This is a genomic window from Streptomyces sp. NBC_01433, from assembly GCF_026340105.1.
Classification (GTDB): Bacteria; Actinomycetota; Actinomycetes; order Streptomycetales; family Streptomycetaceae; genus Streptomyces.
This window is the reverse complement of sequence record NZ_JAPEPM010000001.1, coordinates 2,730,011-2,755,775: the sequence shown is the minus strand read 5'-3', so window position 1 is coordinate 2,755,775 and position 25,765 is coordinate 2,730,011. Positions and strand designations below refer to the sequence as shown.

26 protein-coding genes are annotated in these 25,765 nt (G+C 69.9%); 15 read left to right on the top strand and 11 right to left on the bottom strand.

Annotation, left to right across the window (positions count from 1 at the left end):
• Positions 1–17 precede the first annotated feature (17 nt).
• The gene (locus OG413_RS12395) at positions 18–425 is read right to left on the bottom strand and encodes a hypothetical protein (RefSeq protein WP_266805088.1); all 408 of its coding nucleotides are present in this window, start codon (positions 423–425) and stop codon (positions 18–20) included.
• 154 nt (positions 426–579) lie between these two features.
• Here OG413_RS12395 and OG413_RS12390 point away from each other — a divergent pair, with 154 nt between their 5' ends.
• The 5 genes from OG413_RS12390 to OG413_RS12375 all read left to right on the top strand — a co-directional run bounded on the left by OG413_RS12390 (position 580) and on the right by OG413_RS12375 (position 5,374).
• Positions 580–1,416: a helix-turn-helix transcriptional regulator gene (locus tag OG413_RS12390; protein WP_266805086.1), complete on the top strand. Its 837-nt coding sequence runs from the start codon at positions 580–582 to the stop codon at positions 1,414–1,416.
• Positions 1,413–1,649 (top strand): DUF397 domain-containing protein, encoded by a 237-nt coding sequence (locus OG413_RS12385; protein WP_266805085.1) that lies wholly within the window; start codon positions 1,413–1,415, stop codon positions 1,647–1,649. The genes OG413_RS12390 and OG413_RS12385 overlap by 4 nt, the downstream gene beginning before the upstream one ends.
• A 96-nt stretch (positions 1,650–1,745) precedes the next feature.
• Positions 1,746–2,360 (top strand): FG-GAP repeat protein, encoded by a 615-nt coding sequence (locus tag OG413_RS46920; RefSeq protein ID WP_323137849.1) that lies wholly within the window; start codon positions 1,746–1,748, stop codon positions 2,358–2,360.
• A gap of 10 nt (positions 2,361–2,370) precedes the next feature.
• Entirely contained in the window at positions 2,371–3,171 is an 801-nt protein-coding gene (locus tag OG413_RS46915; RefSeq protein ID WP_323137848.1) for an FG-GAP repeat protein, read from the top strand.
• Between the two features lie 184 nt (positions 3,172–3,355).
• A complete protein-coding gene (locus tag OG413_RS12375; RefSeq protein WP_266805084.1) occupies positions 3,356–5,374 on the top strand; it encodes a YncE family protein in 2,019 nt (672 codons plus the stop codon).
• On the opposite strand, the gene OG413_RS12370 is transcribed toward OG413_RS12375, so the two are convergent.
• Complete coding sequence (locus tag OG413_RS12370; RefSeq protein WP_266810100.1) at positions 5,375–6,847, bottom strand: helix-turn-helix domain-containing protein; 1,473 nt, start codon at positions 6,845–6,847, stop codon at positions 5,375–5,377.
• A gap of 388 nt (positions 6,848–7,235) precedes the next feature.
• On the opposite strand from OG413_RS12370, the gene OG413_RS12365 reads away from it, so the two are divergent.
• Complete coding sequence (locus OG413_RS12365; RefSeq protein WP_266805082.1) at positions 7,236–7,763, top strand: nucleotidyltransferase domain-containing protein; 528 nt, start codon at positions 7,236–7,238, stop codon at positions 7,761–7,763.
• Positions 7,764–7,899: 136 nt separating this feature from the next.
• Positions 7,900–9,009 carry a DNA polymerase III subunit beta gene (gene dnaN, locus OG413_RS12360; protein ID WP_266805080.1) on the top strand — a complete coding sequence of 370 codons (1,110 nt, stop codon included), beginning with the start codon at positions 7,900–7,902 and terminating at the stop codon, positions 9,007–9,009.
• A 70-nt stretch (positions 9,010–9,079) separates the two neighbouring features.
• On the opposite strand, the gene OG413_RS12355 is transcribed toward dnaN, so the two are convergent.
• Positions 9,080–9,430 carry a DoxX family protein gene (locus tag OG413_RS12355; protein ID WP_266805078.1) on the bottom strand — a complete coding sequence of 117 codons (351 nt, stop codon included), beginning with the start codon at positions 9,428–9,430 and terminating at the stop codon, positions 9,080–9,082.
• 112 nt (positions 9,431–9,542) lie between these two features.
• Between OG413_RS12355 and OG413_RS12350 the strand changes: the two genes are divergently transcribed.
• Positions 9,543–10,004, top strand: a complete 462-nt coding sequence (locus tag OG413_RS12350) for a MarR family winged helix-turn-helix transcriptional regulator (protein ID WP_266810098.1) — start codon at positions 9,543–9,545, stop codon at positions 10,002–10,004.
• A 103-nt stretch (positions 10,005–10,107) separates the two neighbouring features.
• Here the strand turns inward: OG413_RS12350 and OG413_RS12345 are convergent, their stop codons facing one another.
• The 3 genes from OG413_RS12345 to OG413_RS12335 all read right to left on the bottom strand — a co-directional run bounded on the left by OG413_RS12345 (position 10,108) and on the right by OG413_RS12335 (position 13,759).
• The gene (locus OG413_RS12345; protein WP_266805076.1) at positions 10,108–10,998 is read right to left on the bottom strand and encodes a glycoside hydrolase family 19 protein; all 891 of its coding nucleotides are present in this window, start codon (positions 10,996–10,998) and stop codon (positions 10,108–10,110) included.
• 302 nt (positions 10,999–11,300) lie between these two features.
• Complete coding sequence (locus OG413_RS12340) at positions 11,301–12,248, bottom strand: glycoside hydrolase family 19 protein (RefSeq protein WP_323137914.1); 948 nt, start codon at positions 12,246–12,248, stop codon at positions 11,301–11,303.
• 227 nt (positions 12,249–12,475) lie between these two features.
• Complete coding sequence (locus tag OG413_RS12335) at positions 12,476–13,759, bottom strand: adenylosuccinate synthase (RefSeq protein WP_266805073.1); 1,284 nt, start codon at positions 13,757–13,759, stop codon at positions 12,476–12,478.
• Between the two features lie 186 nt (positions 13,760–13,945).
• Here OG413_RS12335 and OG413_RS12330 point away from each other — a divergent pair, with 186 nt between their 5' ends.
• The gene (locus OG413_RS12330) at positions 13,946–14,902 is read left to right on the top strand and encodes a diacylglycerol kinase (RefSeq protein WP_266805071.1); all 957 of its coding nucleotides are present in this window, start codon (positions 13,946–13,948) and stop codon (positions 14,900–14,902) included.
• Between the two features lie 62 nt (positions 14,903–14,964).
• Positions 14,965–15,237, top strand: a complete 273-nt coding sequence (locus tag OG413_RS12325) for a DUF1876 domain-containing protein (protein WP_266805070.1) — start codon at positions 14,965–14,967, stop codon at positions 15,235–15,237.
• A 126-nt stretch (positions 15,238–15,363) separates the two neighbouring features.
• Here the strand turns inward: OG413_RS12325 and OG413_RS12320 are convergent, their stop codons facing one another.
• Positions 15,364–15,945 (bottom strand): GbsR/MarR family transcriptional regulator, encoded by a 582-nt coding sequence (locus OG413_RS12320; protein ID WP_266805068.1) that lies wholly within the window; start codon positions 15,943–15,945, stop codon positions 15,364–15,366.
• Between the two features lie 90 nt (positions 15,946–16,035).
• Here OG413_RS12320 and OG413_RS12315 point away from each other — a divergent pair, with 90 nt between their 5' ends.
• Complete coding sequence (locus OG413_RS12315; protein WP_266805066.1) at positions 16,036–16,947, top strand: ABC transporter ATP-binding protein; 912 nt, start codon at positions 16,036–16,038, stop codon at positions 16,945–16,947.
• Positions 16,944–18,569, top strand: coding sequence for an ABC transporter permease (locus OG413_RS12310; protein WP_266805064.1), 1,626 nt, complete (start codon positions 16,944–16,946; stop codon positions 18,567–18,569). The genes OG413_RS12315 and OG413_RS12310 overlap by 4 nt, the downstream gene beginning before the upstream one ends.
• Before the next feature lie 280 nt (positions 18,570–18,849).
• Here OG413_RS12310 and OG413_RS12305 read toward each other — a convergent pair whose 3' ends face one another.
• Positions 18,850–19,368: an N-acetyltransferase gene (locus OG413_RS12305; RefSeq protein WP_266805062.1), complete on the bottom strand. Its 519-nt coding sequence runs from the start codon at positions 19,366–19,368 to the stop codon at positions 18,850–18,852.
• 208 nt (positions 19,369–19,576) lie between these two features.
• Between OG413_RS12305 and hemA the strand changes: the two genes are divergently transcribed.
• Positions 19,577–20,806: a 5-aminolevulinate synthase gene (gene hemA, locus OG413_RS12300; protein WP_266805060.1), complete on the top strand. Its 1,230-nt coding sequence runs from the start codon at positions 19,577–19,579 to the stop codon at positions 20,804–20,806.
• Between the two features lie 86 nt (positions 20,807–20,892).
• On the opposite strand, the gene OG413_RS12295 is transcribed toward hemA, so the two are convergent.
• Together OG413_RS12295 and OG413_RS12290 are read right to left on the bottom strand one after the other, a co-directional pair.
• Positions 20,893–21,858 (bottom strand): LysR family transcriptional regulator, encoded by a 966-nt coding sequence (locus OG413_RS12295; protein WP_266805058.1) that lies wholly within the window; start codon positions 21,856–21,858, stop codon positions 20,893–20,895.
• Positions 21,855–22,880, bottom strand: a complete 1,026-nt coding sequence (locus OG413_RS12290; protein ID WP_266805057.1) for a ScbA/BarX family gamma-butyrolactone biosynthesis protein — start codon at positions 22,878–22,880, stop codon at positions 21,855–21,857. The genes OG413_RS12295 and OG413_RS12290 overlap by 4 nt, the downstream gene beginning before the upstream one ends.
• An 83-nt stretch (positions 22,881–22,963) precedes the next feature.
• On the opposite strand from OG413_RS12290, the gene OG413_RS12285 reads away from it, so the two are divergent.
• The gene (locus OG413_RS12285; RefSeq protein WP_266805055.1) at positions 22,964–23,623 is read left to right on the top strand and encodes a ScbR family autoregulator-binding transcription factor; all 660 of its coding nucleotides are present in this window, start codon (positions 22,964–22,966) and stop codon (positions 23,621–23,623) included.
• The gene (locus OG413_RS12280; RefSeq protein WP_266805054.1) at positions 23,620–24,558 is read left to right on the top strand and encodes an NAD(P)-dependent oxidoreductase; all 939 of its coding nucleotides are present in this window, start codon (positions 23,620–23,622) and stop codon (positions 24,556–24,558) included. The genes OG413_RS12285 and OG413_RS12280 overlap by 4 nt, the downstream gene beginning before the upstream one ends.
• A 67-nt stretch (positions 24,559–24,625) precedes the next feature.
• Here OG413_RS12280 and OG413_RS12275 read toward each other — a convergent pair whose 3' ends face one another.
• Complete coding sequence (locus OG413_RS12275) at positions 24,626–25,675, bottom strand: cytochrome P450 (RefSeq protein WP_266805053.1); 1,050 nt, start codon at positions 25,673–25,675, stop codon at positions 24,626–24,628.
• Positions 25,676–25,765 lie beyond the last annotated feature (90 nt).

Genomic DNA, 25,765 nt, shown 5'->3' with positions numbered 1-25,765 from the left:
CGCCACCCTCTACCCCCTTACCCGAGCAGCAGGCACGCCGCGTTCAGCAGGATCAGCGTGTGGACGAAGCGACCGGGGTACGTCGGCGGGTAGCGCCACGCCAGCGGCCAGGTCCGGCCGATCAGCGCCGGAATGGGTACGTAACTGACGCACCCGGACGCCGTGTTGAACGGCAGCGCCCCCTCCGGCCACGCCCGGCTCACCGTCGAACCGGCGGGCACGAGGAAGTACACCGACCGCCGCCCGTTCGTCTCGGCCACGACCGGCCCCGGCTCACCCCCGACGATCGCCTCCATCAGGTCGGCCAGCCGCCGCCCGTCGTCGCCGTTGACACGGACGGCGTCGAATTGCACGCCCGCCTTGCGGAGTTGGAAACCGTGGTCGGGGATCCACTCGATATTCAGCTCACGATTCGATGCATTCACGGGACGATTGTGACGCGGATCACCTAGCGTTCTCTACGGTCGGCGAGGGGCGTCACACACCGGTTGACCTGCGTGAACTCGCCTGCGAACCAGTCGAGTTCAGGGGCATCCAGTAATGACCGGTTGAGTTCGGTTGAGTCGAAAAGAGATCGAAGTGGCGAGTGCGCAGAACAGGGAAACGGCCAGTCCGACGGTCAGATTGGTGGCCCATGTCGCCAAAATGGCGCGCATTCGAAAGAAACTGACGCAGGAGCAACTGGGCAAGATGATCGGTTATTCGGCGGCAGCGATCAGCGCGATGGAGAGCTGCGCCCAGCCGCCCAGCGACGACATGCTGATGAAGCTGGAAGAAGTGCTCGGGGACGGCATGGGCATCTTCGAGCAGGCGCGGCTGTACATGCGGATGGAGGCATACCCGCCGCAGTTCAAGGGCTACGCACCGCTGGAGCAGGCGTCACTGGGCCTTCAGCTGTACGCACCGCAGGTCGTGCACGGCCTCTTCCAGACGGAGCGGTACGCGCGGGCGCTGATCGGGGGCGGATACCCGCCGCTGCCCGAAGCACGGGTGAATCAGCTCGTGGAAGCTCGGATGGCCCGCAAGACGTTGTTCGACCGCGACCCGGTGCCACTGATCGAGGTGATCCTGGAGGAGACGGTCCTCACCCGGACCATCGGCAGCGAAGACATCATGCGCGAGCAGAGGCGCTACCTGGTGGATTGTGCTCAGCGCCGCAACGTCACCCTTCACGTGCTTCCGCTGGAAGCAGGGAAGTTCGGGGAGTACGCAGGCGATCAAGGCAGCCTCAACGTGCTGGAAACACCGGAACATGAACGCCTGGTCTACCTGGAACCCCAGGACGAGAGTCTGCTGATCACGGACCCTCCGAAGGTGAGCATGTACGGACACCTTTATGCGAAAATCCGGTCACAGACCCTGGGTCCTCGTGAATCGCCGGACCTCATCATGCGGTTGGCAGGAGTAGAGGTATGAGCGGCACTCTCCGGTGGTTCACGTCCAGCTACAGCGGGTCCAGCGGTGGCGACTGCATCGAAGTCGCCTACAACTGGCACAAATCCTCGTACAGCGGCCACAGCGGCGGCGAGTGCGTCGAAGTGGCCGCCTGCCCCCACACCGTCCACGTCCGGGACTCCAAGGTGCACGAGGGACCCACGTTCGCCGTCGCTCCCGAGGCCTGGTCGGCGTTCCTCACCTGGGCGAACTGAGCGAATCGGGTCCCGCTCCCGATTGCAGGAGCGTGATCGTTCGTGGCTGAATGCCCTCACAACACTGGATTCCTCAGGGGTGGGGGCACACACACCATGGCTGGACACTCTTCCCGTACCAGACGCATCGCCGCGCTGGCCGCGATGACCGCTGTCGCGGCCGGGCTGTCCGGGGGGACGGCTCACGCGGCGCCGATGCCCGTACCGCAGGACATCAACGGCGACGGCTACCAAGACCTCGTCGTCCCGGCGCCCGCGGCCACCGTGAAGGGCCTGGACTACGCCGGGTCGGTCGTCGTCCTGTACGGGTCGGCCAAGGGCGTCTCCGCCGCCAAGCGGGCAGTGATCAGCCGGAGTTCGCCGGGGGTGCCGGGGGCGGCCGAGGCGGGTGACCGGTTCGGCGCGTCCGCGTCGTTGGCCGATCTGGACCGGGACGGCTTCGCCGACCTGGTGGTGGGGGCGCCGGGCGAGCATCGGTTCCGCGACGGCGGCGGGTTCGGCCACCGTGCTGTGGGGCAGCAAGCAGGGCCTGGTGTCCGGGGCCACGCTGCCGACACGGGTGGAGAAGGACGGGCAGGCCGGCCGGGACGTTGCCGCCTGGTCGGGACCGGACGGCACCTCGGTCCTGATCGTCAACAACAACACCACCACACGGCTGACGGGCCCGTTCACCCGTGCGGGAAAGGTGGGCTCGTCCACGCTGCACGATGAGACCGGTTGGATGCGCTCCGCCACGTTCGGCGACCTGAACGGGGACCGGGCGGCGGACCGGGTGCTGGTCAGCGGCCGTATGGGCGGGTGGAGCGGCGGGCTCGCGTATGTGAACTCCGCACTGAGCGACCCCCTCCAGTCGACACACAGGATGAAGGGTGGCGACGGTCTCACCCCGGTGATCGGGGATGTCAACGGGGACGGCTACGGGGATCTGCTCCTCGGCGACCCCGACGATCCGGGTGCCGTCGAGGGGCCCTTCGGCCACCTCGGGGGCGCGGTGCACGTGTGGTTCGGGTCCGCCAAGGGTGTGTCCTACGACAAGGCGCCCATGACCATCCACCAGGACACGGCCGGGGTGCCGGGCGGCGGTGAACGGTACGACAGCTTCGGGGCCTCCGTCGCCGTCGCCGACCTGAACCGGGACGGGCTCGACGACATCGTCGTGGGTACGCCCGGCAAGCGCGTCGGCGCGAAGAGTGCGGCCGGGGCCGTGGTCGTCGTACCCGGTCTGCGTACGGGACAACTGGGCGCGGGTTCCTACAGCTTCACGCAGAACACCGCCGGGGTGCCGGGCGGGGCGGAGGAGAGGGACGCGTTCGGCTGCACGGTCACGGCCGCCGACCTCACCCGTGACGCCCGGCCCGAACTGGCCGTCGGGGCCTGCTGGGAGGACGGCCGGGGCGCGGTGTGGGTGCTGCCGGGAGGGGCGGCGAAGCCGGTGTTCACGTCCTCGGTGTCGTTCGGGACGGCGCAGCTCGGGCTGCCCTCGATCTCGGGAACCCTCCTGGGCGGCGACCACCAGCAGTAGCGGCCCGCACGGCGGAACGCCCGCGACGGTACGACGGGGAGCGCGGGAACGCCCTTCGCTCCCCTATCGTCATCTTAATTGCGCCCTGGGTGTCGTTGTCATGCCATACCCTGCGATTCGGGCCGCACCCCTCTCTCATCTCCGGGTGCCACGCGGCCCGCTTACCGTGGGGGTATACGTCACTGTGCGTACGCGCAGAATCTCGACCGCGACAGCGCTCGCGGTCCTCTTCAGTTCAGTAGTACTGGTCGGCGGCGCCGCGAACCCGGCCGCCGCCGACTCCAGCGCTCCACTGCCGATCACATCGAGCGGCGACATCGTGGTGGACGGCGTCCACCACCGGGTCTTCATCAGTGACCCGAAGTCCGGCAAGGTCGTCGCGACCGACTACAACGGCAAGGTCGTCGGCACGATCGCCTCCCTGCCCGGCGTGCGCGGGCTGGAACTGTCCGCCGACTCCGGCACCCTGTACGCGGCGGTGCCCGGCGACGGGTCGATCGCCGCGATCGACACCGCCTCGCTCGCCAAGAACAAGCGGTACGCGCTCGGCAAGGGCATCGAGCCGAAGTATCCGGCCCTCGCGGGCGGCAAGCTCTGGTTCGGCTTCGACGGCTCGGGAGCCGGCTACCGGGGGCAGATCGGGTCGATCGACCTGACGGTTCCGGAAGCCACCGTGACGCTCCCCCAGGGTGGGGAGAACAGCTGGTACTCCGCCCCGAGGCTGGCCTCCGACCCCGCCGCGCCCAACGTGCTGGCCGCCGCGCAGGAGGGCAGCAGCTTCATCACGCTCGCCGTGTACGACGTGGCGGAGGGTACGCCCAAGCGCGTGGCGTACGGGCCCGACAGCTCCGGCGGCGAATACCAGTCCTACCTGTCCGACTTCGACGTCACGCCGGACGGCAAGCAGTTGCTGGTGACGGGCGGCGGGACCCCGTACCACGCGCAGGCGTACTCGACCTCGGACCTGTCCAGGGTGGGTGCGTACAGCACCGGCTCACACGGCGCGGCGGTGGCCGTCGCTCCGGACGGCATGGTCGCCACCGGCACGAGCCAGTCCTCCCCCGACGTCTTCGTCTACAAGCAGGGCGCCACGAAGCCGCTGCGCACGTACGACATCCCGAGCGTCGACAGCAGCACCACGGCGACCAACGACCTCCATGAGGCGGGCCTCGCCTGGGCGCCGGACCGCAGCCGCGTCTTCGCCCTGACGACCAACGTGTACAGCGACATCTACGCCCTGCGCGTGCTGACCGACCCGACGAAGTCGGCGGTCGGCGTCACGGTGAACGCCCCGTCGAAGGCGACCCGTGCCAAGAAGCTCACGGTGACCGGCAAGGCCGCCTCCGGGGTGGCGCTCCCGGCGGGGACCAAGGTCTCGGTCGTCCGGACCGACATCGACTCGCCGAAGGGCAAGTCGCTCGGCACGGTGGCGCTGAAGTCCGGCGGCACGTTCTCCTTCACCGACACCCCGCCCGCCGGCGGCAAGGTGACGTACAAGGTGACGTACGCGGGCGACGCGACGCACTCCGCGGCGTCCGGGTCCGACTCGGTCGCCGTCTCGCGCGCCTCGACCTCGCTGACGCTGAACCGGAACAAGGCCGTCTACTCGTACGGCAAGGACGTCTCGTTCACGGCGCACCTCGGCAAGACGTACAAGAACCGGGTCGTCGAGCTGTGGGTGGACCCCTTCGGATCGGACAAGCCGAAGAAGCTGGCCAAGAAGGGCAAGGTCAACTCCAAGGGGAACCTGTCCGTCACGGTCGACATGAAGCGCGACACGACGGTCACCGCCGTGTTCGCGGGGGACGCCCGGAACGCGTCGAAGTCGGCCAAGTCGACCGCGTACGCGAAGGTGAAGGTCTCGACCTCCATCTCCAAGCAGTACAAGACGGCGAAGATCGGCAAGACGTCGTACGCGTACTTCCACAAGAAGAAGAACCCGGTCTTCACCAACACGATGAGCTACTACCAGGGCCGCTCGCACAAGCTGTCCCTGGAGCTGTACTACCAGGGCAAGTGGTACGACGCGGGCCAGCAGTACTTCCCGCTCGGCACCAGCGGGAAGTCGATCGTGACGCTGGAAGGCGCCCACGAGACCGGCTACAAGATGCGTGTCCGCTCCTCGTACGTGAACGGCTCCTCGGGTGACAGCGTGAACTCGACCACCCACGGAAGCTGGAAGTACTTCATCTTCACGAAGTAGTCACGAAGTAGTGAGGTCTGGAGCGGTGAGGTCCAGTGCCCTGAACGCCAGCCACAGGTCGTAGCGGGCGCTCGGGGCCTGGAGCAGCGAGCGCCGGAGCACGGTTTCGAGCCGGGCGAGGCGCTTGCGGGCTCCGGGCAGCGAGATGCCCAGCTCGGCTGCGGTCGGGCCGAGCTGGGCCTCGCATGCCAGCCAGGTGCGCAGGGTGTGTGCCGCCGCACCGGAGGCAGTGACCGAGGCCGTGCCGGTGGCCGTGCCCGTTTCGAGCGGGCGCAATTGCTGGGACGCCCACGCCTGTAGGGCGGGGCGGCGCAGGATCTCATCCAGGTCGCGCGCCGCTTTCGCCGCCGGTTCCGCCGGGCGGGAGGCGGGGGTGGCCCGGATGCGGAGGGCCAGGTCCAGCGCCGCCTGGTCGGCCAGCGTGCCGAGGTCGAGGCCGAGCAGGTCGCCTATGAGCTTGAGCCGGGCGGCCAGGGTGTTGCGGTGGATCTTCAGATGCTGTGTGGCGTGGGTCGAGAAGGCCAGCCAGGACGCGGCGGTGGCGGCCAGTTCCTGGCTTCCCGGGTCCTGGGAGCGGCGCGGCAGATGGTGCAGGAGCGGGGCGAGCAGGGCGTCCGCCCACAGCGCGCCCGTCTCACCGACGACGAGCGCCGGTTCCGGGGAGGCCCCGAACCCGGCGTGCCTGCCGGGGAGTCCACGGGCGACGGCGAGGGCGTGGAAAGCCTGTCGGTAGCCGGTCGCGGTGTCGGAGAGCGGTATCTGTTCGCTGGCGCCCACGACGCAGTCGTCCACGAGCGCGGCGACCTTCTCGTCCAGCGGCCCGTTCTTCCCCCGGCCCGCCGGCATGACGAGGATGAGGTGGCGGGCGTACACCGGGCACCGCACGATCCAGGAACGGCCGCCGTCCGCCTCCGCGCAGACCCGCGCCACCTCGTCGCGCTGCCCGCCCGAACACGCCACGACGCACACCCGCACCGGGTCGGGGAGCCTGGGGCGCAGGGCACCGGCCACCTGGTGGGCGATGGACAACTGGCCCGTCATCAGCAGGTGCAGCACCGCTTCCCGGCCGCGTGACTCGGCCAGATCGACCCGGCGCCGCTTGCGTTCGACGGTCTCGGTCCGCCAGCAGAGGGTCAGCGGCATCAGCACGTCGCCCAGCAGGACCGTGAGCCCGGCGGACACGGGCCGGGGCGCGACGACGGCCAGCACCGGGGCGCCCTCCCCGTCGAGCGGGAACAGCAGCGCGGTGTGCGTGTCCGAGTCCAGGGAGTGCGCCTGCGCGACGCGCGCCGTCAGTGCCTTCGCCCCCTCGGCCGCGAGCGCGGCGGCCTGCGGGGTGGCCGCCGCCGGGGTGCGGGCCGCCGCGTACAGCACGGTGCCGTCACCGTCGAGCAGCCCGGCCCAGCCGTCCGCGCGCCCGGAGAGCCAGCGCAACAACTCCTGCGTCCCGCCGGTTCGGGCCAGCCGGTGCATCCGCACCAGGTCCTCGGCCCGCTCCCGCACGTGCACGCGTCCTCCTGTGCTCACTGTCCGGCTGTACTCACTGTCCGGCTGCGCTCACTGTCCGACCGGGTTCACTGTCCGGTTGTGCCTCATCACCCACCGCCCCGAAACCGGAAGGCAGAGTACCGGTTTGGCTGTGCGGACTGATACCCCCGCGTCGCCACACTGGTCGAATTGAATCTGCCGCTCCGGTGCCCACCGGCCTAAGGTGCGAAACGTGTTCCGGCCCGTCGGCGACGACGGGGCAACAGAAGTCGTCGGGGGACGACGGGAAACAGCGCCGGAACAGTCGGGGGAGCACGACGGCAGCGGCTCACGGGGGTGGTCGCTGTCGTCGGTTCCTGTGATCATGAGGCCCATGATGAGCGCCGAAGACGTGCTGGACATCCTCGATCTCCTCGGCGGCGCCGGGGTGGACGTATGGCTCGACGGCGGCTGGGGCGTCGACGCACTGCTCGGCAGACAGACCCGCGCGCACGACGATCTCGACATCGTGGTGCGCTCCCCGGACCGTGCCCGGTACTCCGAGGTCATGGCAGCCGCCTCCTTCACCCTCTGGCGTGACGACGGCCCCTGGAACTGGGTGCTGAGCGACACGGCGGACCGACGGGTGGACGTCCACCTCGTGGACCTCTCCGCGATCCGGCTCGACGAGCGGGGCACCCACGTCCACGGGCCCGACGGGATTCCGTACCCCGTGGGTTCGCTCGACGGCACCGGCACGGTCCTCGGGCGGACGGTGGCCTGCGGGACCGCCGAGTTCCAGGTCCTCTCGCACACCGGTTACGCCATCGACGACAACGACATCCGCGATGTGCTGGCCCTGCACCGGCAGTTCGGCATCGCCCTGCCGCCGCCGTACGCGGACCTGGTCACCGGCACCTGACGGGACCCGCGTCCGGCTGACGGCTGCCCGTGGCCGACCGGGCGCGGCGGGATTGTCAGTGGTGGCGCATAGCGTCGTCGGAAGCCGTGCCGGACATCCGGAGTCCGGACGACCGACGAGAAGAGGGCCTGCCGCCATGGAGTTCCGCATCGAGCGAGGCGCGCTGACCGACACCGTGGCCTGGGCGGCCCGCGTACTTCCGACCCGGTCGCCCGTACCCGTACTGGGCGGGCTGCTGCTGGAGACGGACGGCGGGCGGCTGCGCATCTCCGGGCTGGACTACGAGGCGTCCGCGTGCATCGACGTGGAGGCGGAGACCGTACGTCCCGGGAAGGTGCTGGTCATGGGGCGGCGGCTGCTGGACATCTGCAAGGTGCTCCCCGAGGGGGCCGTGGAGTGCGCGGTGGAGGGCTCGCGGTTCACCGTGTCGGGGGACGGGGCCCGGTTCGGGCTCTCGGTGCTGCCGCTGGACGACTATCCGGCGCTGCCGCCGCTGCCGGAGGTCCGCGGGGCGGTGGACGCGGCGGAGTTCGCGGCGGCGGTCGCCCATGTGACGGTGGCCGCGGGGCGGGACGACACCCTGCCGACGCTCACCGGGATCCGGCTGGGGTTCGACGGGACGACGATGACGCTCGCCGCCACCGACCGGTACCGGTTCGCGGTGCGTACGCTGCCGTGGAAGGCGGCCGGGCCCGACGCGTCGGCCGATGTCGTGGTCTCGGCCCGCAGGCTGACCGAGATCGCCCGCTCGCTGGGCCGGTCCGGTCTCGTGAGCGTCGCGCTGGACGCGGGGTCCGTCGGCTTCGAACACGCCGGGATGCGGACGACGGTGCGCCTCCTGGACGGCCGACTGCCGCGCCACGACAAGCTGTTCGCCATGCCGGACCCCGCCGTCGCGGTGGTGGACCGCAAGCTGCTGGTGGAGGCCGTCAAGCGCGTCTCGGTGGTCGCGGACGGGGACAGCCCGCTCCAGATGACGTTCGGGCCCGAAGACAACTCCGTACTGCTGCAAGCCGGTTACGAGGACGACGTGGCCTCCCAGCGCCTGCCCGCGACGCTGGAGGGCGCCGAGGGGATGACGGTCGCCTTCAACCCCTCGTATCTGATGGACGCCCTGTCCTCGTTCGAGGAACCGGTGATCCGGCTGCTCCTGCTGGGCCCGGGACAGCGCGCGATGATCACGGACGAGGCGGGCACGGAGACCCACCGGCACCTGCTGATGTCGGTGAAACCGCCACTGATCTAGGCCCGGCCCACGGCGTCTCCTGGCGGGACCGGCGCGGGATGCGGGGCGCGCGGGATCAGGGCGCGCGGGATCAGGCCGACAGGACGCGCAGGATCAGCACGGCGACCGCGAGGAGGAGCATGACGGCCGCGTTGGGCGCGCCCTTGAAGTCGCTCCTGCGCAGGTGGGTGCCGACCGCACCGACGAAGTAGAGCACCACACCGATGGCGGCCGCGATGCCCAGCGGCGCCCACCAGATGCCGATGACCAGGCCGACCGCACCGGCGATCTCGCACGCGGCCAGGAACGGGAACATCTTCAGAGGCACGCCGAGGCCGGTGAGGCCGTCGACAAGCTGCTGATTGCGGGTGAGCTTGGCGCGCGCCGAGACCAGCAGCATCAGGGCCAGCACGATGCCGACGATGAGGTAGGCGAGGGACATCTTGCACTCCAGGTAATCAAGGATGATTTACCATCGAGGCTAGCAGATCGTTGAATGCACTCAACGATCTCAAGCATCCAATTATCACGACACTGGTAGCATTTGTTCCGTGATGGAGAAGCGGCCCGGACTCGCACTGGCCTTCGCGGGCCAGATAGCCGGCATGCGCGTACAGGAGGCCGTACGGGCACACGGCATCAAGAACAACCAGGCGCACGTGCTCATGGTGCTGGCCGACCAGGGGGCGACCGGCCAGCAGGCCCTGGCCCAGACCCTTGGCGTGGACCCCAGCATGCTGGTCGCGATGCTCAACGACCTGGAGGACGCCGGGCTGGCCGAGCGACGGCGCGACCCCGCCGACCGCCGCCGTCACATCGTGGAGATCTCGCCGCGCGGAACGCGGCTCGTCACGGACATCTACGACGGCATCGCGTCCGCCGAGGCCGAACTGTTCTCGGCCCTGGACGCGGACGAGCTCGATGTGCTGCACAAGATGCTCATCCGCATCCGCACCACCGGGGGCGAACCGAGCTGCGACGCCGCCGACACCGCTGACACCCCTGATTCCCTCTGACTCACCCTGACTCCCCTGAATCTCAAGGGAGTTGAACGCCGAAACGGGGGGTGCGTCCGGCCGCAGCCGGACGCACCCCCCGCTCAGGTGGAGGGATCGGCGGTCAGCAGCTCAGGTTCGAGCCGGTGGTGGTGCCGAGGATCTGGGTGAACGCCGTGTACTTGTTGATGCGGCTCTGGACCTGGCCGGGGTTACCGCCGTTGCACTCCAGGCTGCCGTTGATCGAGCGGATCGTCTCACCGAAACCGGCGCCGTTGACCATGGCGTTGTGGGGCGTCATGGTGCCGGGGCCGTTCTGGGTGTTCCAGTACCACAGGCCGGTCTTCCAGGCCACGGAAGCGTTCTGCTCCACCAGATACGGGTTGCCCAGCAGGTCGATGCCGAGCGCGTCGCCCGCGGCCTTGTAGTTGAAGTTCCAGCTGAGCTGGATGGGACCGCGACCGTAGTACGCGGCCTGTCCTGCCGGGCAGCCGTAGGGCTGGGTCGCGTCGCAGTAGTGCGGGTAGTTGCTCTGGTTCTGCTCGACGATGTACACCAGACCGCCGGTCTCATGGCTGACGTTGGCGAGGAACGCCGCCGCCTCCTGGCGCTTGACCGTGTCGCTGCCGGTGTTGGCGAAGCCCGGGTAGGCGCTCAGCGCGGCGGTCAGACCGCTGTACGTGTAGAACGAGTTCCGGTTCGGGAACATCTGGTTGAACTGCGACTCGCTGACGACGAAGCCCGACGGGTTGGGCTCGCCCGGGTCGGTGCCGCCGCTGCCGCAGGAGCCCTTGTCCGCCCAGACGTCCGAGGTGCCCGGAGTCTCGTTCTGGGTCCACCACTTGGCGGACCAGTTGTGCCCGTTGTACGAGGCGGAGCCACCGCCCGTATAGACGGACGAGGAGTTCCAGGCCGGGGCGCAGTCGGCGGCCGCGGCCGTGGTGGCGGGGAGAACGACGATCGTCGCGACGACCGCGCCGAGCGCGGCCAGAAGACTCATGACGCGTCTGATCACGTGATCACTCCTTAGGTGCGGCGCCACGTTCGACCGTGCGCGCCGCCATGGGGGTGACCGTCACTCAAGCGATGATGGTCTGAACCTGTCAAGGTCTAGACCATCCCGAAGACATGTTCCCTTCACACGTTCCTCAGCGCACACAGGCACCGGAGCGCCTCGCTCCGTCGGGCCGGGAGCGCTCTCAACAGCGGTGATTCCGGAGGCAGTCAGTCCGGATCGCACCCTCGACCGCCGCCGGGCCCGAAGGAAAAACCTTCGGGCCCGTCCAGCATGTGGAACGTTCGATGCCGGAGCCCGGCTCAGCAGGTGAGGCCGGAACCCGGTGCCGTACCGATGATCCCGGTGATCCGCTCGTACGTGGCCACCCGCGCCGCCACCGACTCGGGGTTGCCGCCGTCGCACTCCAGCGAGCCGTTGAGCGAACGGATGGTCTCGCCGAAGCCCGCACCGCCGACCATGGCCTCGTGCGAGGTCATGGTGCCGGGGCCGTTCTGGGTGTTCCAGTACCAAAGGGCGGTCTGCCAGGCGACCGACGGGTCCTGCTCGACGAGCCACGGGTTGTTCAGCAGATCGAGGCCGAGCGCGTCACCGGCGGCCTTGTAGTTGAAGTTCCAGCTGAACATGATGGGGCCGCGGCCGTAGTACGCCTTCTGGCCCGCCGGGCAGCCGTAGGGCCGGCTGTAGTCGCACTTGCGCCAGTAGTTGGCTTCGTTGATCTCCTTCACGTACTTCAGCCCGACCGACTCGAAGTGCGCGTGCGTCAGGAAGGCGGCGGCCTCGCGGGCCCGCGTCCCGGGCGTCCCGGTATTGGCGAAGCGCGGATAGGCGTGCAGGGCGTCGATCAGCCCCTGGTACGTGTAGAAGGCGTCACGGTCCGGGAAGATCTCGTCGAACCGCGCCTCGCTGATCACGAAGTCCGAGACCCCGCCCGTACAGGCTCCCCGGTCGGACCAGACGGTGGTGGCGCCCGGATTCTCGTTCCGCGTCCACCACTTGGCACTCCAGTTGCGCCCGTGGTGGGAGACGGTGCCACCGGCCGTGTAGGCGGTCGAGGAACTCCAGAGCGGCGCGCACGCGGAGGTGACGGCTCCGGTAGAGGCGGCGGGCGCGGCCGGTGCGGAGGCCACCGCAGGTCCGGCGGGTCCGGTGGTGGCGGCCGTCGCGGAGGCCGCGGAAGCTGCGGGGACGAAGGCGGCCGTCGCGACGACGGCACTCAGGACGGTCAGGAAGCTCTTGATGCGGTTCAGCGCTGCTCACCCCTTCGGCGCGGCGCGCCGAACGCCACGGCGGGCGGAGTTGACGTGCCGACTTGACGTGCCGAACACTCAAGCCCTGGTGGCCTGAACCTGTCAAGGTCTAGACCAGGAAGCCCCTTTGCCGCAACGGGGAAGGGCCCCGGATCAGCGCTGTCACGCCGATCCGGGGCCCTTCCGTACGTACTGCGGTGTTCCTGGCGTGGTCCCTGGCGTGGTCCCTACAGGAACGAGTTGATCTCGATGGTCTCGGTGCGGCCGGGGCCGACACCGATCGCGGAGATCGGTGCGCCCGACATCTCCTCCAGGGCCTTCACGTACGCCCGCGCGTTCTTCGGCAGGTCGTCGAAGGTCTTGGCCTTGGTGATGTCCTCGGACCAGCCCGGCAGCATCTCGTAGATCGGCTTCGCGTGGTGGAAGTCGGTCTGGTTGTACGGGAGTTCCTCGACGCGCTTGCCGTCGATCTCGTACGCCACGCAGACCGGGATCTGCTCCCAGCCGGTGAGCACGTCCAGCTTGGTGAGGAAGAAGTCGGTGAGTCCGTTGACCCGGGTCGCGTACCGCGCGATCGGGGCGTCGAACCAGCCGCAGCGACGGTCACGGCCGGTGGTGACACCGCGCTCGCCACCGATGCGCCGCAGCGCCTCGCCGTCCTCGTCGAGCAGCTCCGTGGGGAACGGCCCGGCGCCGACGCGCGTCGTGTACGCCTTGAGGATGCCGATGACCCGGCTGATCTTCGTCGGGCCCACGCCGGAACCGGTGCAGGCGCCGCCCGCGGTCGGGTTCGAGGAGGTGACGAAGGGGTACGTGCCGTGGTCGACGTCGAGCAGGGTGCCCTGGCCGCCCTCGAAGAGGACGACCTTGCCCTCGTCGATGGCGTCGTTCAGGATCAGCGTCGTGTCGGCGACGTAGGGCTTGATCTGCTCCGCGTACTGGAGCATCTCCTCGACAATCTTTCCGGCCTCGATCGCGCGCCGGTTGAAGACCTTGGCCAGGAGCTGGTTCTTCTGCTCCAGGGCCGCTTCGACCTTCTGCACCAGGATCGACTCGTCGTAGAGGTCCTGGACGCGGATGCCCACCCGGTTGATCTTGTCGGCGTACGTCGGGCCGATACCGCGGCCGGTCGTGCCGATCTTCCGCTTACCGAGGAAGCGTTCCGTCACCTTGTCGAGCGTGACGTTGTACGGAGTGATCAAATGAGCGTTGCCGCTGATCAGAAGCTTGGACGTGTCGACGCCTCGCTCGTTCAGACCGCTCAGCTCGGAGAGCAGGACCGCCGGGTCGACCACGACACCGTTTCCGATGACCGGGGTACACCCCGGCGACAGGATTCCGGAGGGGAGGAGATGCAGTGCGTACTTCTGGTCGCCTACGACGACCGTGTGACCGGCGTTGTTGCCGCCTTGGTAACGCACCACATAGTCCACGGATCCACCGAGGAGGTCGGTGGCCTTCCCCTTGCCCTCGTCACCCCACTGAGCACCGAGCAGCACAAGTGCGGGCACAGGCGTACACCCCTTCCGGGCGGGGCATGTCCAAGGTCAGGGGGCGTACGTAAAGGTCGTACCTGCCGCACGACGATGTACGGCAAAGCCTGAGCCGTCGAACCGGGTGCCCCGGAATAGACGAAGCCCCTGGCGCAATAGCGCAAGGGGCTCTTGCACCAAGATGCTACCCGAGGAAGGACCGAGGTGTCGGCTGCAGAGCCCCCCGACGACGGCGACCACCAGCTTCTGGTGCTCATCGACCCGGTTGCCCGCCGGACCGACGGCGAGTCCGTACGTATCGCCAAGGACGTGCTGAGCGCCGGTTCGCACGCCAAAATCTGCCTCCCGGACAGTCCGGAGGAGTTCGCACGGGCCCTGGCCCGCCGGGGCAACCGAAGGCCGGTGGTCGTCGGCGACGACCACGCGCTGCTGCGCGCGGTGGCCCAGTTGCACCGTGAGCGGGAGCTGGCCGACGGCGCGCTCTCCCTGATCCCGGTCGGCGCCGCGCACGCGCTGGAACTGGCCCGCGCACTCGGCGTGCCCCGGGGCGCGGTGGCCGCCGCGAGAACGGCGCTCGACGGAGCCGTACGGAAGCTGGACCTGCTGGTGGACGACAGCGACGGCGTCGTCCTGGGCCACCTGCGCATCCCCGGCCCGCTTCCTGCCCCGGGGACCGGCGCGGGCCCGGGTCCGGGACAGGAAGGGGGTTCGGGGTCCGGCTCGGGTTCTGCCGCTGGTTCTGGTTCTGGTTCGGGTGAGCCGCACACGGGTGTCACGGCGGTCTGGGACACCTGCCGCTCGTTGATGGCGTCCCTGGTGCGCCCGGGGCTGCCCTCCCATGCCGCGCCGCTGCGGAAACACCGGTTGCGGGTCGAGGCGGACGGAATCCTGCTCAATGACCTGGACCGGCCGGTCGAGTGCGTCTCGGTGACCTCACAGGGCGACGGCGGCCTCGCCGACGTGGTGGTGCACACGTCGTCGGGCGGGACGGTCACGGCGGAGGCGAAGTCCGTCACGGTCTCCGGCGCGGACTTCCGCTACCGGGCGGACATACAGGTCGGCGGCCCGGTCCGGACCCGGACGTGGACGGTGCGGGCGGGTGCCTGGGGGCTGATGCTGCCCTGCCCGGCGAGCGCGGACGGGGGAACGGGCGCACTCTGAGAAGAGAGGGCTGCGGGGGCCAGGGGGTTGTGGGGGCTCTGGAGGTTTCGGAGGTGACTGTCATGACCCGGACCGCTGTCGGCTGGCACATCGAGCTGGAATTCGAGGAGGACACCCACCGCACCCGTGCGGCGGCGATGGTGAGGCTCTCCGACGGGAGCGAGGTGCGGGCGCACGGATACGCCAGCCGCCACCCCTCCGACTCGGATCAGCAGAGAGTCGGCGAGGAGATCGCGGGAGCGCGTGCGCTCAACGAACTGGCGATGAGGCTGCTGACCAAGGCGCACGAGGAGATCGACGAGGCCTCCGGCAGGACGTCGTACCCGCTGACGTAGCCGGCCGGCCACTGCGCCGCCGCCTCCGCCTCCGCGGCTGCTTGAGTTGTCTGCTGCGCGATCGCACCCGATCCGCGGGGCACACCGATCCGGCGGGATCGCACCTGATCCGTCACTCCCGATCCGTCACGCCTGATCCGTCACTCCCGATCCATCGCTCGGCTCCGGCAGTCCTGATCCGTCAGCCCTGCTCCGGCGGGAAACGAGTGTCTCGCGGTGGGCCTTCCAGCGCTCCATCATCCCCACCAGCTCCACCTGGACGAACTCGAAGAACGCCGCCGTCTCCGCCATCCTGACCCCGGCCGGGGAGTCGTCGCCCAGCGTGCGGGCGCCCTCCTTCAGGGTGTCCTCCCAGCGCGTGAGCACCCGGTCCCGGCTGGCGAACGTGGTGTACCAGATCTCGTTGTGCAGGCGGTAGCGGTCGCGGCGGGAGCCCGGCTCGCGCTCGCGGCTCACCATGTCGACCTGGGCGAGATAGCTGACCGCGCCGGAGACTGCGGCCGGGCTGATCTGGAGCGCGAGGGCCAGCTCCGCCGAGGTCATCGACGCGTCGTCATCGGCGAGGAGCGCCGCGAAGACGCGGGACGCCATCCGCTGCATGCCCGCGTCGGTCATATCGGCGGCGAACCGTTCGATGAACCGGGACACGGCCGCCGTGTCCCGCTCGCCCTGTTCGTCGCGCGCGTCCGCGCCGTTCTCGCTGTTCATCGCCACATCGTCTCCCCTGCCCGGATCACGGCTCAATTTTATACGCTTCCTTAACTTCACAAATTTATGAAAGTAGCGTACGTTCAAAACATGACGAAGGCAATCACCGTGGCCGGACTGCATAAGTCGTTCGGGCGGACACGTGCGCTGGACGGCCTCGATCTCACGGTCGAGACCGGTGAGGTTCATGGCTTCCTCGGGCCCAACGGCTCCGGGAAGTCCACCACCATCCGGGTTCTGCTGGGGCTGCTGCGGGCCGACTCGGGCGCCACGCAGCTGCTCGGCCGGGACCCGTGGCACGACGCGGTAGCCCTGCACCGGCGCGTGGCGTACGTCCCCGGTGACGTCACCCTGTGGCGCAATCTCTCCGGGGGCGAGGTCATAGACCTCTACGGGCGGCTGCGCGGCGGGCTGGACCGCTCCCGCCGCGCCGACCTGATCGAACGGTTCGAGCTGGACCCGACGAAGAAGGGGCGTACGTACTCCAAGGGCAACCGGCAGAAGGTCGCCCTCGTCGCCGCCTTCGCCTCCGACGTCGACCTCCTGATCCTGGACGAGCCGACCAGCGGGCTGGACCCGCTGATGGAGGAGGTCTTCCAGAGCTGCGTCGAGGAGGAGCGGGAGCGCGGCCGGACCGTGCTGCTCTCCAGCCACATCCTCAGCGAGGTCGAAGCACTCTGCGACCGGGTCAGCATCATCCGGCAGGGCCGGACGGTGGAGACGGGTTCGCTCGCGGACATGCGCCACCTGACCCGTACGAGCATCACCGCCGAGCTGTCCCGCGCGCCCGACGGACTCGCGCGGCTGCCCGGTGTGCACGATCTCGACATCCAGGGCGGCCGGGTCAAGCTCCAGGTGGACACGGACAAGCTGAACGCGGTGCTCGCGTCGCTCACCGCCTCCGGGGTCCGTTCGCTGACCAGCACCCCACCCACGCTGGAGGAGCTGTTCATGCGGCACTACGCCGCCGACCAGGTGCCCGAGGAGGTGGCGGCGCGATGACCGCGGCCATGACCGTCCCCACCGCCGTACGCCGCCCGGCGCCGCGTCACGGCCCGCTCTCCGGGACCGGGACCCTGCTGCGGCTCGCCCTGCGCCGGGACCGGCTGATGATGCCGATCTGGGTCCTGGTGCTCGGAGGTTCCTTCTCCTCCGTGGCCAAGTCCTACGCCTCGCTGTACGAGACGGCCGCCCAGCGCGCCGACATGGCCGCCTCGATGAACGGCAACAGCTCGATCCGCGCGCTGTACGGGCCGATCTTCGACGACTCGCTCGGCGGGCTCGTGGCCTGGCGCATGGTCGGCTTCGGAGCCGCGCTGGCCGCCGTGATGAGCCTGATCATCGTGATCCGGCACACCCGCGAGGAGGAGGAGACCGGGCGTCAGGAGATGCTCTCCTCCGCGATGGTGGGCCGGCGCGCCCCGCTGACCGCCGCCCTCCTGACCGCCGTGATCGCCAACGCCGCGCTGGCCCTGGTGATAGTGGCCGCGCTGTCGGGCGCCGGTGCGGGCGGCGCGGGAGCGGTGGCGCTGGCCATGTCGGTGGCCGGCACGGGTGTGCTCTTCGCCTGTACGGCGGGCATCGCCGCCCAGTTCACCGAGAGCGCCCGGCTGGCGAAGGGGCTGACGGCGGCGGCGATCGGGGCCGCGTTCGTCCTGAAGGCGGCGGGCGACTCCGCGACGGACGACGGCTCCTCCGCACTGACCTGGCTCTCCCCCATCGGCTGGGCCGAGCACGTCCGGGCCTACGCCGTCGAGCGCTGGTGGGTCCTGCTGATCCTGGCCGCCGCTATCGGGGTCCAGGCCGTGCTCGCGTACACCCTGGCCGGGCGGCGCGATGTCGGCATGAGCTTCCTGGCGACCCGTCCGGGCCCGGCCACGGGGCGGATCTCCACGGCGGCCGGACTGGCGCTGCGGCTCCAGCGCGGTTCGCTGATCGGCTGGACGCTCTCCTTCGCCGCCGTCGGCGTGATCTTCGGCAGCCTGACCGGCGGGGCGGCGGAGCTGGTCGGCGACAACGAGAAGACGAAGGAGATCTTCGAGCGGATGGGCGGTCAGTCCGGGCTGACCGACGCGTTCCTGGCGACGATGGTCGGGATGCTGGGGATAGTGGCGGCGCTGTACATCGTCGCCTCGGTGCTCCGGCTGCACGGCGAGGAGACCGGCCAACGCGCCGAACCCGTCCTCGCGGGCGGGGTCGGCCGCATCGGCTGGGCCGCCGGGCACCTGGTCATCGCCTTCGGCGGCGCCGCGCTCATCATGGTCGTCGGCGGTCTCGGTCTGGCCCTCGGATACGGCCATCACCTTCCGGCGATCCTGGGCGCGTCCCTGGTCCAGCTCCCCGCGGTCTGGCTGCTCGGCAGCATCGCGGTCCTGCTCCACGGGGCCGCGCCGAAGCTGGCATCGGCCTCGTGGGGCATCGCCGGGCTCTGCCTGGCGATCGGCTGGATCGGTCCGGCGGTGGACCTGCCGCAGCCCGCGATGAACCTCTCACCGTTCAGCCACCTGCCGAAGCTGCCGGGCGGGGAGATGACCTGGACCCCGGTGCTGCTGCTGACGGCGGTCGCGGCGGTCGTGGTGGCGGCGGGCCTGGCAGCGCTGCGACGCCGCGACATAGTGAACTGACCGGGAACTCCCGACCGGACCCGGAACTCCCCGAGCCCGACCCGGAAGATCCACGTCCTCGCCCCTGCTCCCATTCGCGGATCATCCCTGTCGATCGGCCACGGGAGCCGGGACAGCGGCGGGGCGGGGGCGGGGTCAGACATCCAGCTCGGTCTCGTAACTGAAATCAGGGAATGTCCACGTCCTCGCGCGTGCGCCCCTCATACGCGAATTCCCTCGGCACCCGGGTGATGGTGAAGGCGGTGCGGAAGCATTTTCCCCGCATACCCGATTCCGACGATCAGGACCTTGAGGAGTCGGACGCCTCCAGGCTCAAGGAAAGCAGCTCTTCGCCGGACGGCTGGAATCCGAGCCCGCGGTAGAGCGGGGAGCCGGCCTCGGCGGTCTGCACGACGACCGCTTCGGCGCCCGCCGCCCGGAGCCAGCCGAGGGCGTGCTCCATCACGTGTGCCCCGAGTCCGCGATGCCGCGACGCCGGGTCGACCACCACGGTCTGCACCCAGCCGGACCGGCCGCTGGGACATCGCACGGTCGGGGCGCGCTGGTCCACGACGGCGACGGCGCAGGCGACCAGGGCATGCGCACCGCCGACCACCGAGACATGCACGGCCTCCTCGTCACCGGCGAGGACGCGGCCGAGCCAGGCCCGGTAGGCGCGCTTCCAGAGGTCGTCCTCCTCGGGGGTACGGGCCGTGTGGGCGCCGCCCCCGGAGCTGAGTAGACAGCCGCGCAGGCGCACGAGCTCTTCTATGTCACCCATGTCGGCGGACCGCGGCTGCGGTTTCTCCTGGGAACTCATACCGAAGGACTTTAGGGCGATACCCGCAGCATGAGAAATGGGACCTGTACATCATCTATGCGCTTTGGGAATGAGTGGTTCCGGAGCCACTCCGACCTCGATTTATGCAGCTTTCGCATGGCCCTGCGGATTCGGAATTTCCCTTGCCCGACAAGCGCCTGTACATTCCTGGCGTCACGTCCGGAAAGCCGTGTTCATCGGAGGGCCAGTGTTTCACCACGATGAATTCTTCTCGCCCCAGATCGACAACCTCAAGAAGCAGGGCGGCTACCGCACGTTCCTGGAGATCGAACGCCGGGCCGGCGCCTTCCCCACCGCGCTGAAGTACGGTCCCGGCGACGGCAGGCGGATCAGCGTGTGGTGCAGCAACGACTACCTGGGAATGGGGCAGCACCCGCTCGTCCTGGCCGCGATGAAGAAGGCCGTCGACGAGGCGGGCGCCGGAAGCGGCGGCTCCCGGAACATCTCGGGTGAAATCCGTCACCATGTAGCGCTGGAGGAGGAGTTGGCGGATCTCCACGGCATGGAGTCCGCGCTCATCTTTCCTTCCGGATACTCGGCGAACGACGCCGCGCTGACGGTGCTGGCGGGACGGCCGCCCGGATGCGTCGTGTTCTCGGACTCCCTCAACCACGCCTCGATGATCGCCGGTATCCGGCACAGCGGGGCCGAGAAGCATGTCTTCCGGCACAACGACACCGACCATCTGGAAGAGCTGCTGGCCGGTACGGACCCGTCGCTGCCGAAGATCATCGCCCTGGAGAGCATCTACTCCATGGGGAACGACATGGCGCCGCTGGAGCGGGTCGCCGAACTGGCCCGGCAGCACGGCGCGTTCACCTACCTCGACGAGGTGCACGCGGTGGGAATGTACGGGCCGCGCGGTGCGGGCCTGGCCGCCGAACGGGGGCTGGGTGACTGCTTCGACGTCGTCCAGGGAACGCTGGCGAAGGCGTTCGGTACGGCGGGCGGCTACATCGCCGGGTCCGGCGCGGTGATCGACGCGGTCCGGAGCTTCGCGTCCGCGTTCATCTTCACCACCGCGCTGCCTCCGGCGGTCGCGGCCGGAGCGCTCGCCGCCGTCCGCCATCTCAAGCGTTCGGACGGGGAGCGGGCCGCGCTGCGTCAGAAGGCGGCGCTCCTCCAGGGCCTGCTGCGCGCCGACGGCATCCCCGTGGCGTCCGAGGCCGCGCACATCGTGCCGGTGCTCGTCGGTGACGCCGTCAAGTGCACCAACGTCGCCCGGCAGCTCCTGGACCAGTACGGCTGCTATGTCCAGCCCATCAACGCGCCCAGTGTGCCGGTGGGTTCGGAGCGGCTGCGCGTCACGCCCACGCCGCACCACAGCGATGGCGAGATCGTGGACTTCGCCCGCGCCCTGGACTCCATCTGGGAACGGGAGGGCCTGCCCCGCACGCTCAGCCGCGTACCCGCGTGACCCCGCTTCGTACCCGCGTGACCCCGCCGCACGCCTGTCGTGGGCACAGGGGGTGACCGTCGTACCGAACGGTCACCCCCTGCGCGTCACCGGCCCCCGGCCGCCAGGCCCTGACGGCGGGGCCCGGCCGCCAACCGCACGGCCGGTGCCAGGACCTGCTGGACCACGCGGACGAACCGGTCCGACAGGGGGTGGCTGCCCTGGACCGGCTGGATCAACGAGATGGCGATGCTCGGCCCTCCCCGCAGTGGCACGAAGGCCACGGAGGGGTGGACGTTGCGTCGCAGCACCAGGTCGGGCACCACGCTGATGCCCTTGCCCGCGGCCACCGACTCGATGCACTCGTCGAAGTTGAGGCAGCACAGAACGGTGCTGGGACGACGGGCGATGCCCCAGTCCTTCTGCTCGACGGGGCCGGTGACCTCGTTGAGCACCAGGGGGTACTCGGCCAGTTCGAACCAGTCCACCCGCTCCCGTGCGGCCAGCGGATGCCGGCGCGGGACGGCGGCGACGTACCGCTCGGTGCCGAGCGGCGTCTCCCTCACCCCGCTGCGCCGCGGTCGGCCCCGCAGGATCGCCACGTCGACGGCCGCCTGGTCGACTCCGGCGCACGCGTCGTCGCGGCGCCGCAGTTCGACCCGGGCGCCGGTCTCCGACTCGAAGCGCCGGATGGCCTCGTGGACCCACTCGTCGGGGAGCAGCCAGGAGAACCCGAGCCGCAGAACGGGCGCGGCGCCCTCGGGGAACAGGGCCTTCTCGAAGCGAGGCAGCAGCACTTGGAGTTCGTCACGCAGGGCCGCGCCCGCCGGGGTCAGGGAGACCTGGCGGGTGGTGCGCTGGAACAGCCGTACACCCATGTGCTCTTCGAGACGGCGGATGGAACGGGTCAGGGCGGGCTGGTTGCTCGACATCCTGGCGGCGGCGTGGGTGAAGCTCAAGGTGTCGGCAACGGCGAGGAAGGCGTGCAGATGCCGCAGACTGACCCCCGTGAGACGTGCCGTCGGGGCGGGGGCATCGGGTATCCAGGGAGTGTCCTCGGGTTGTTGGGTCATGCCGCTCTACCGTTCCCGGCGGGCCCGTCGGCCCCGGTCTCCGCCACCGTCGCCGCCGCCGTCCCTGTCTCCGCCCCCGCCTCCGCCTCCGAGGGAGCCGTCGTGGTGACCGTGGCCGCGAAGGCGACACGGCCGGCCTGCACGGCCTCGACCCGGAGCCGGGCGCGGCCCGCGACATCGGGGCCGAGGGGCTCGGAGCGGAGCGCACAGGGCGCGTCCAGCTCGACGTACTGGGTGAACGTGCAGTCCAGGGCGGTTATCTCGACCGGCCGGCCGGCTCCGCGCATGAGGTCGTACGTCAGCTGGTGCGCCGACTCCAGCAGCAGCATGCCCGGCACATGGTCCACGGGGTGGTCGAAGTGGACGGGGTGCGGGGCGAGGACTCTGAGCTGCCTGTCCGCGCCCGGGGTGCCTGGGCTGATCACGACATCGTCCACGTGCGAACGCCGGACGTCGTCGGCGGCGGCCGGCGCGGGGGCGGGCACCGAACGGGCCATGGCCGCGGACGCGTCGGCGTAGGCCCCGCGCAGTCGCCGGTAGACCCCTGGGGTGTGCGTGGTGAATCTGGTCCGGGCGGTCGCCACTTCGACGCCGCCCCGCGTGATGACCATGCGCATGGAGAGGGCGGCGGGGCGGCGGCCCCGGTACGACAGGTCGAAGCACTCGACGTGGAGTTCGACCTCACGGCCGAGATCCGCACCGTACGCGGCGCTGTCGACCTGGAAGGCGAAGCTCTCCCAGATGAGCTGATGCCCGATCGGCACCTCGTACGCGGCGTGACACAGCAGCGGAAAGGTCTGACGGATCGTCTCGCAGAGCAGCAGGAGATCGAACGCCGTCCCCACACGGTAGAAGGCGTGCGTGGCGGGCCAGTCGGCGACGACGCGGAAGGCGTCCGGTCCCGTCCTGGTCCAGTTCTTGAGGTAGACCTCAGCGGCGTTCGACTTGTGCACGTAGTGCTGCGGCACTTGGTCGATGACTGGTTCGAGGATGCAGTTTCCGGCAGCGTCGTGTGCGGGCACGAGGACCGCCCCCCTCCGTGTAAGAGCACTCGCCGCCGAGTTGAGCGACGATCATCATTTCATTAACATAGAGGGAGGTCTCTTTGTTTGTCGAGAAAGCATGGGTCATCCTGATGAAGTCCAAACCACCACAGGAACGTGCCGTCCGAACCCGGAGGGCTCTCCTCAAGGCGGCGGCCGAGTGTTTCGACGAATGCGGATATTACGGGGCGGGTACGAACAAAATTCTGGCCCGTGCGGGCATGACACAGGGCGCCATGTACTTCCACTTCAAATCGAAGGAAGAACTGGCGCACGCCGTCATGCTGGAGCAGGCGGCCGACCTGGAACTGCCCGCAGAACCACGGGGGTTGCAACAGCTGGTGAACGTCACCCTCATGCTGGCCGTGGAGATGCAGCACAATGTTCTGCTGCGCGCCGGGGTGCGGCTCGCCGTGGACCCCGCGGGTCCGGCCCGGCACGACGACTCGATCTACTCCTGGTGGGCGGCGCTCTTCCACAAGGAGCTGGTGGTGGCCAGGGCGGCGGGCGAACTCCGGTACGACGTCGACGAGAAGAGCTTTTCGCAGACACTCGTCGGCGCGTACACCGGAACACAGCTGATGTCGGAGATAACGACGGGCCGCTCGGACCTGACCCTGCGCATCACGAACCTGTGGCGCTTCCTGCTGCCCGGCATCGCCACACCGGAGACGCTCGCCGCCCTCGACCTGAACGGCGTGCCCGTGACGGAGGCGAGGTGACCGGCACCCGGGTCGTCGTCACCGGTGGTACGGGGTTCATCGGCGCGCATGTCGCCAAGGAGCTGCTCGCCCGTGACGGGGTGACGGTCCGCTTCGCCGGCCGGCGGGCGGCCCACGCCGGCGCACCGGGCGTGGAGTGGGTACGGGCCGAACTCACCGACCCCGGCTCGCTGCACGGGATCTGCGAGGACGCCGACGTACTGGTCCACCTGGCGTCCAAGGTCTCGGGGAGCGAGGAGAGCTGCCGCGCCGTGAACGAGGCGGGCACCGCCGCTCTCATGGCGGAGGCGGTACGCGCCGGGACACCGCGCGTCGTACATCTGTCCACCACTGCGGTCTACGGCCGGGGCCCGCACACCGGCCAGGACATCGCCGACCTCACCCCCGCCCCGCTGTCGGCCGCCAGCGCGACGCGGCTCGCGGGCGAACAGCACGCGCTGCGGGCCGGAGCGGTGGTGCTCCGCGCCGGGCTGGTCCTGGGAACGGGTGACCGCTGGGTCGTCACCGCGCTGGCCGAGCTGCTGAAGCGGGTGCCCGGCCGGTGGGCGGGCGGAGCCGCCTCGCTGTCGGTCGTGGACGCGTCGGACCTGGGACGGCTGATCACCGCCGTCGCGCTGGCACCGGCACCACCGGGGCCCGCGGTGTTCCACGCGGCGCATCCCCGGCCGGTACGGATCGGTGATCTGGTCGCGGCCCTCGCCGAGCACGGGATCGTGCCCCCTCCCGCCGACGAGGACCGGTCCTGGGACCGTTGCCTCCAGGAGCTCGCCGACCGTCCGGGGATCGTGAGCGAGAGGCAGTTCCATCTCCTCGCGCAGGACCACTGGTACCGGTCCGACGAGGTCTGGCAGCGCACCGGAGTGGAACCGGGACCCGGCCCCCTCGACCGGCTGGCCGCCTCGACGGACTGGTACCGCACCCTGCCGCTGACCTGAAACGCGCCGCCGGACGCTCACGCACCGGGTGAGTCCGGCGCCCCCGAACCGGACTCCGCCCTGTCGCTCACAGCTCCACGCGCAGCTCCTTGAGCCCCCGGATCACATAGCCGGGATGCCACTGGGGCTCCGCCGTCACCCGCATCGTCGGCGCCTTGCGCAGCAACTCCCCGAACGAGGCGGCGAGTTCGATACGGGCCAGCGGCGCGCCCAGGCAGTAGTGGATACCCGCCCCGAACGTGACGTGCGGGTTGTCCTGCCGCGACAGATCGAGCGCATCCGGCTCCGCGAACCGTTCCGGGTCCCGGTTGGCCGAGCCGAACAGCAGCGCCACCTCCGACCCGCGCGGAATGACCGTGCCGCCGATCTCGATGTCGTCCAGCACCCAGCGCTCGAACATCTGCAACGGGGTGTCGTACCGCATCAGTTCCTCCACGGCCGTCGGCAGCAGCCCATGGTCCGCGCGCAGCGCCGCCAGCTGGTCCGGGTGCGCGAAGAGCGTGCGCCACCCGTTGACGGTGGTGTTGACCGTCGCCTCGTGCCCCGCGTTCAGCAGCAGCACACAGGTGGAGATCATCTCCTGCTCGCTCAGCCGCTCCCCCTCGTCGTGGGCGGCGATGAGCGCGGAGATCAGGTCGGACTCCGGGACGCCGAGCATTTCGGCGATGACGGCGACCGGCAGGGGTTCGGCGACGGCGGCCAGCAGATCGCCGCCGCCCTCGGCGACGAACGCGTCCACCAGCTCGGCCGCCAGCCGCCGTACGGTCGGCGCCAGCCCCTCGACCGTGCGCGGGGTGAACGCCTTGGAGACGAGCCGCCGGATCCGGGTGTGGTCCGGGGCCTCCAGATCGAGGAGGCCCTGCCCATTGAGGGTGTGGAACGGCTCGTGCGCGTCGGGCGGCGCCGGGAGGCCGAACTCCTCGTGGGTGAAGCGGTGCAGATACGTGCGGCCCAGGCGCCGGTCACGCAGCAGGCCCGACACATCCGAGTAGTGCGGGATCAGCCACTGCCGGGTCGGCTCGAAGTAGTGCGCCCGGCCGGTGGCACGCAGGGCGGCGTAGGCGGGGTACGGATCGGCGACGAACGCCGGAGACCAGGGATCGAAGGACACGTGCATGACCCGACGCTACCGGCGCCGGGCGCTACCGCAAGGGCTCCGGTGCGTACGGAGCGGACCGGCACCGGCCGCGGAGGCTCCGGTGCGTAC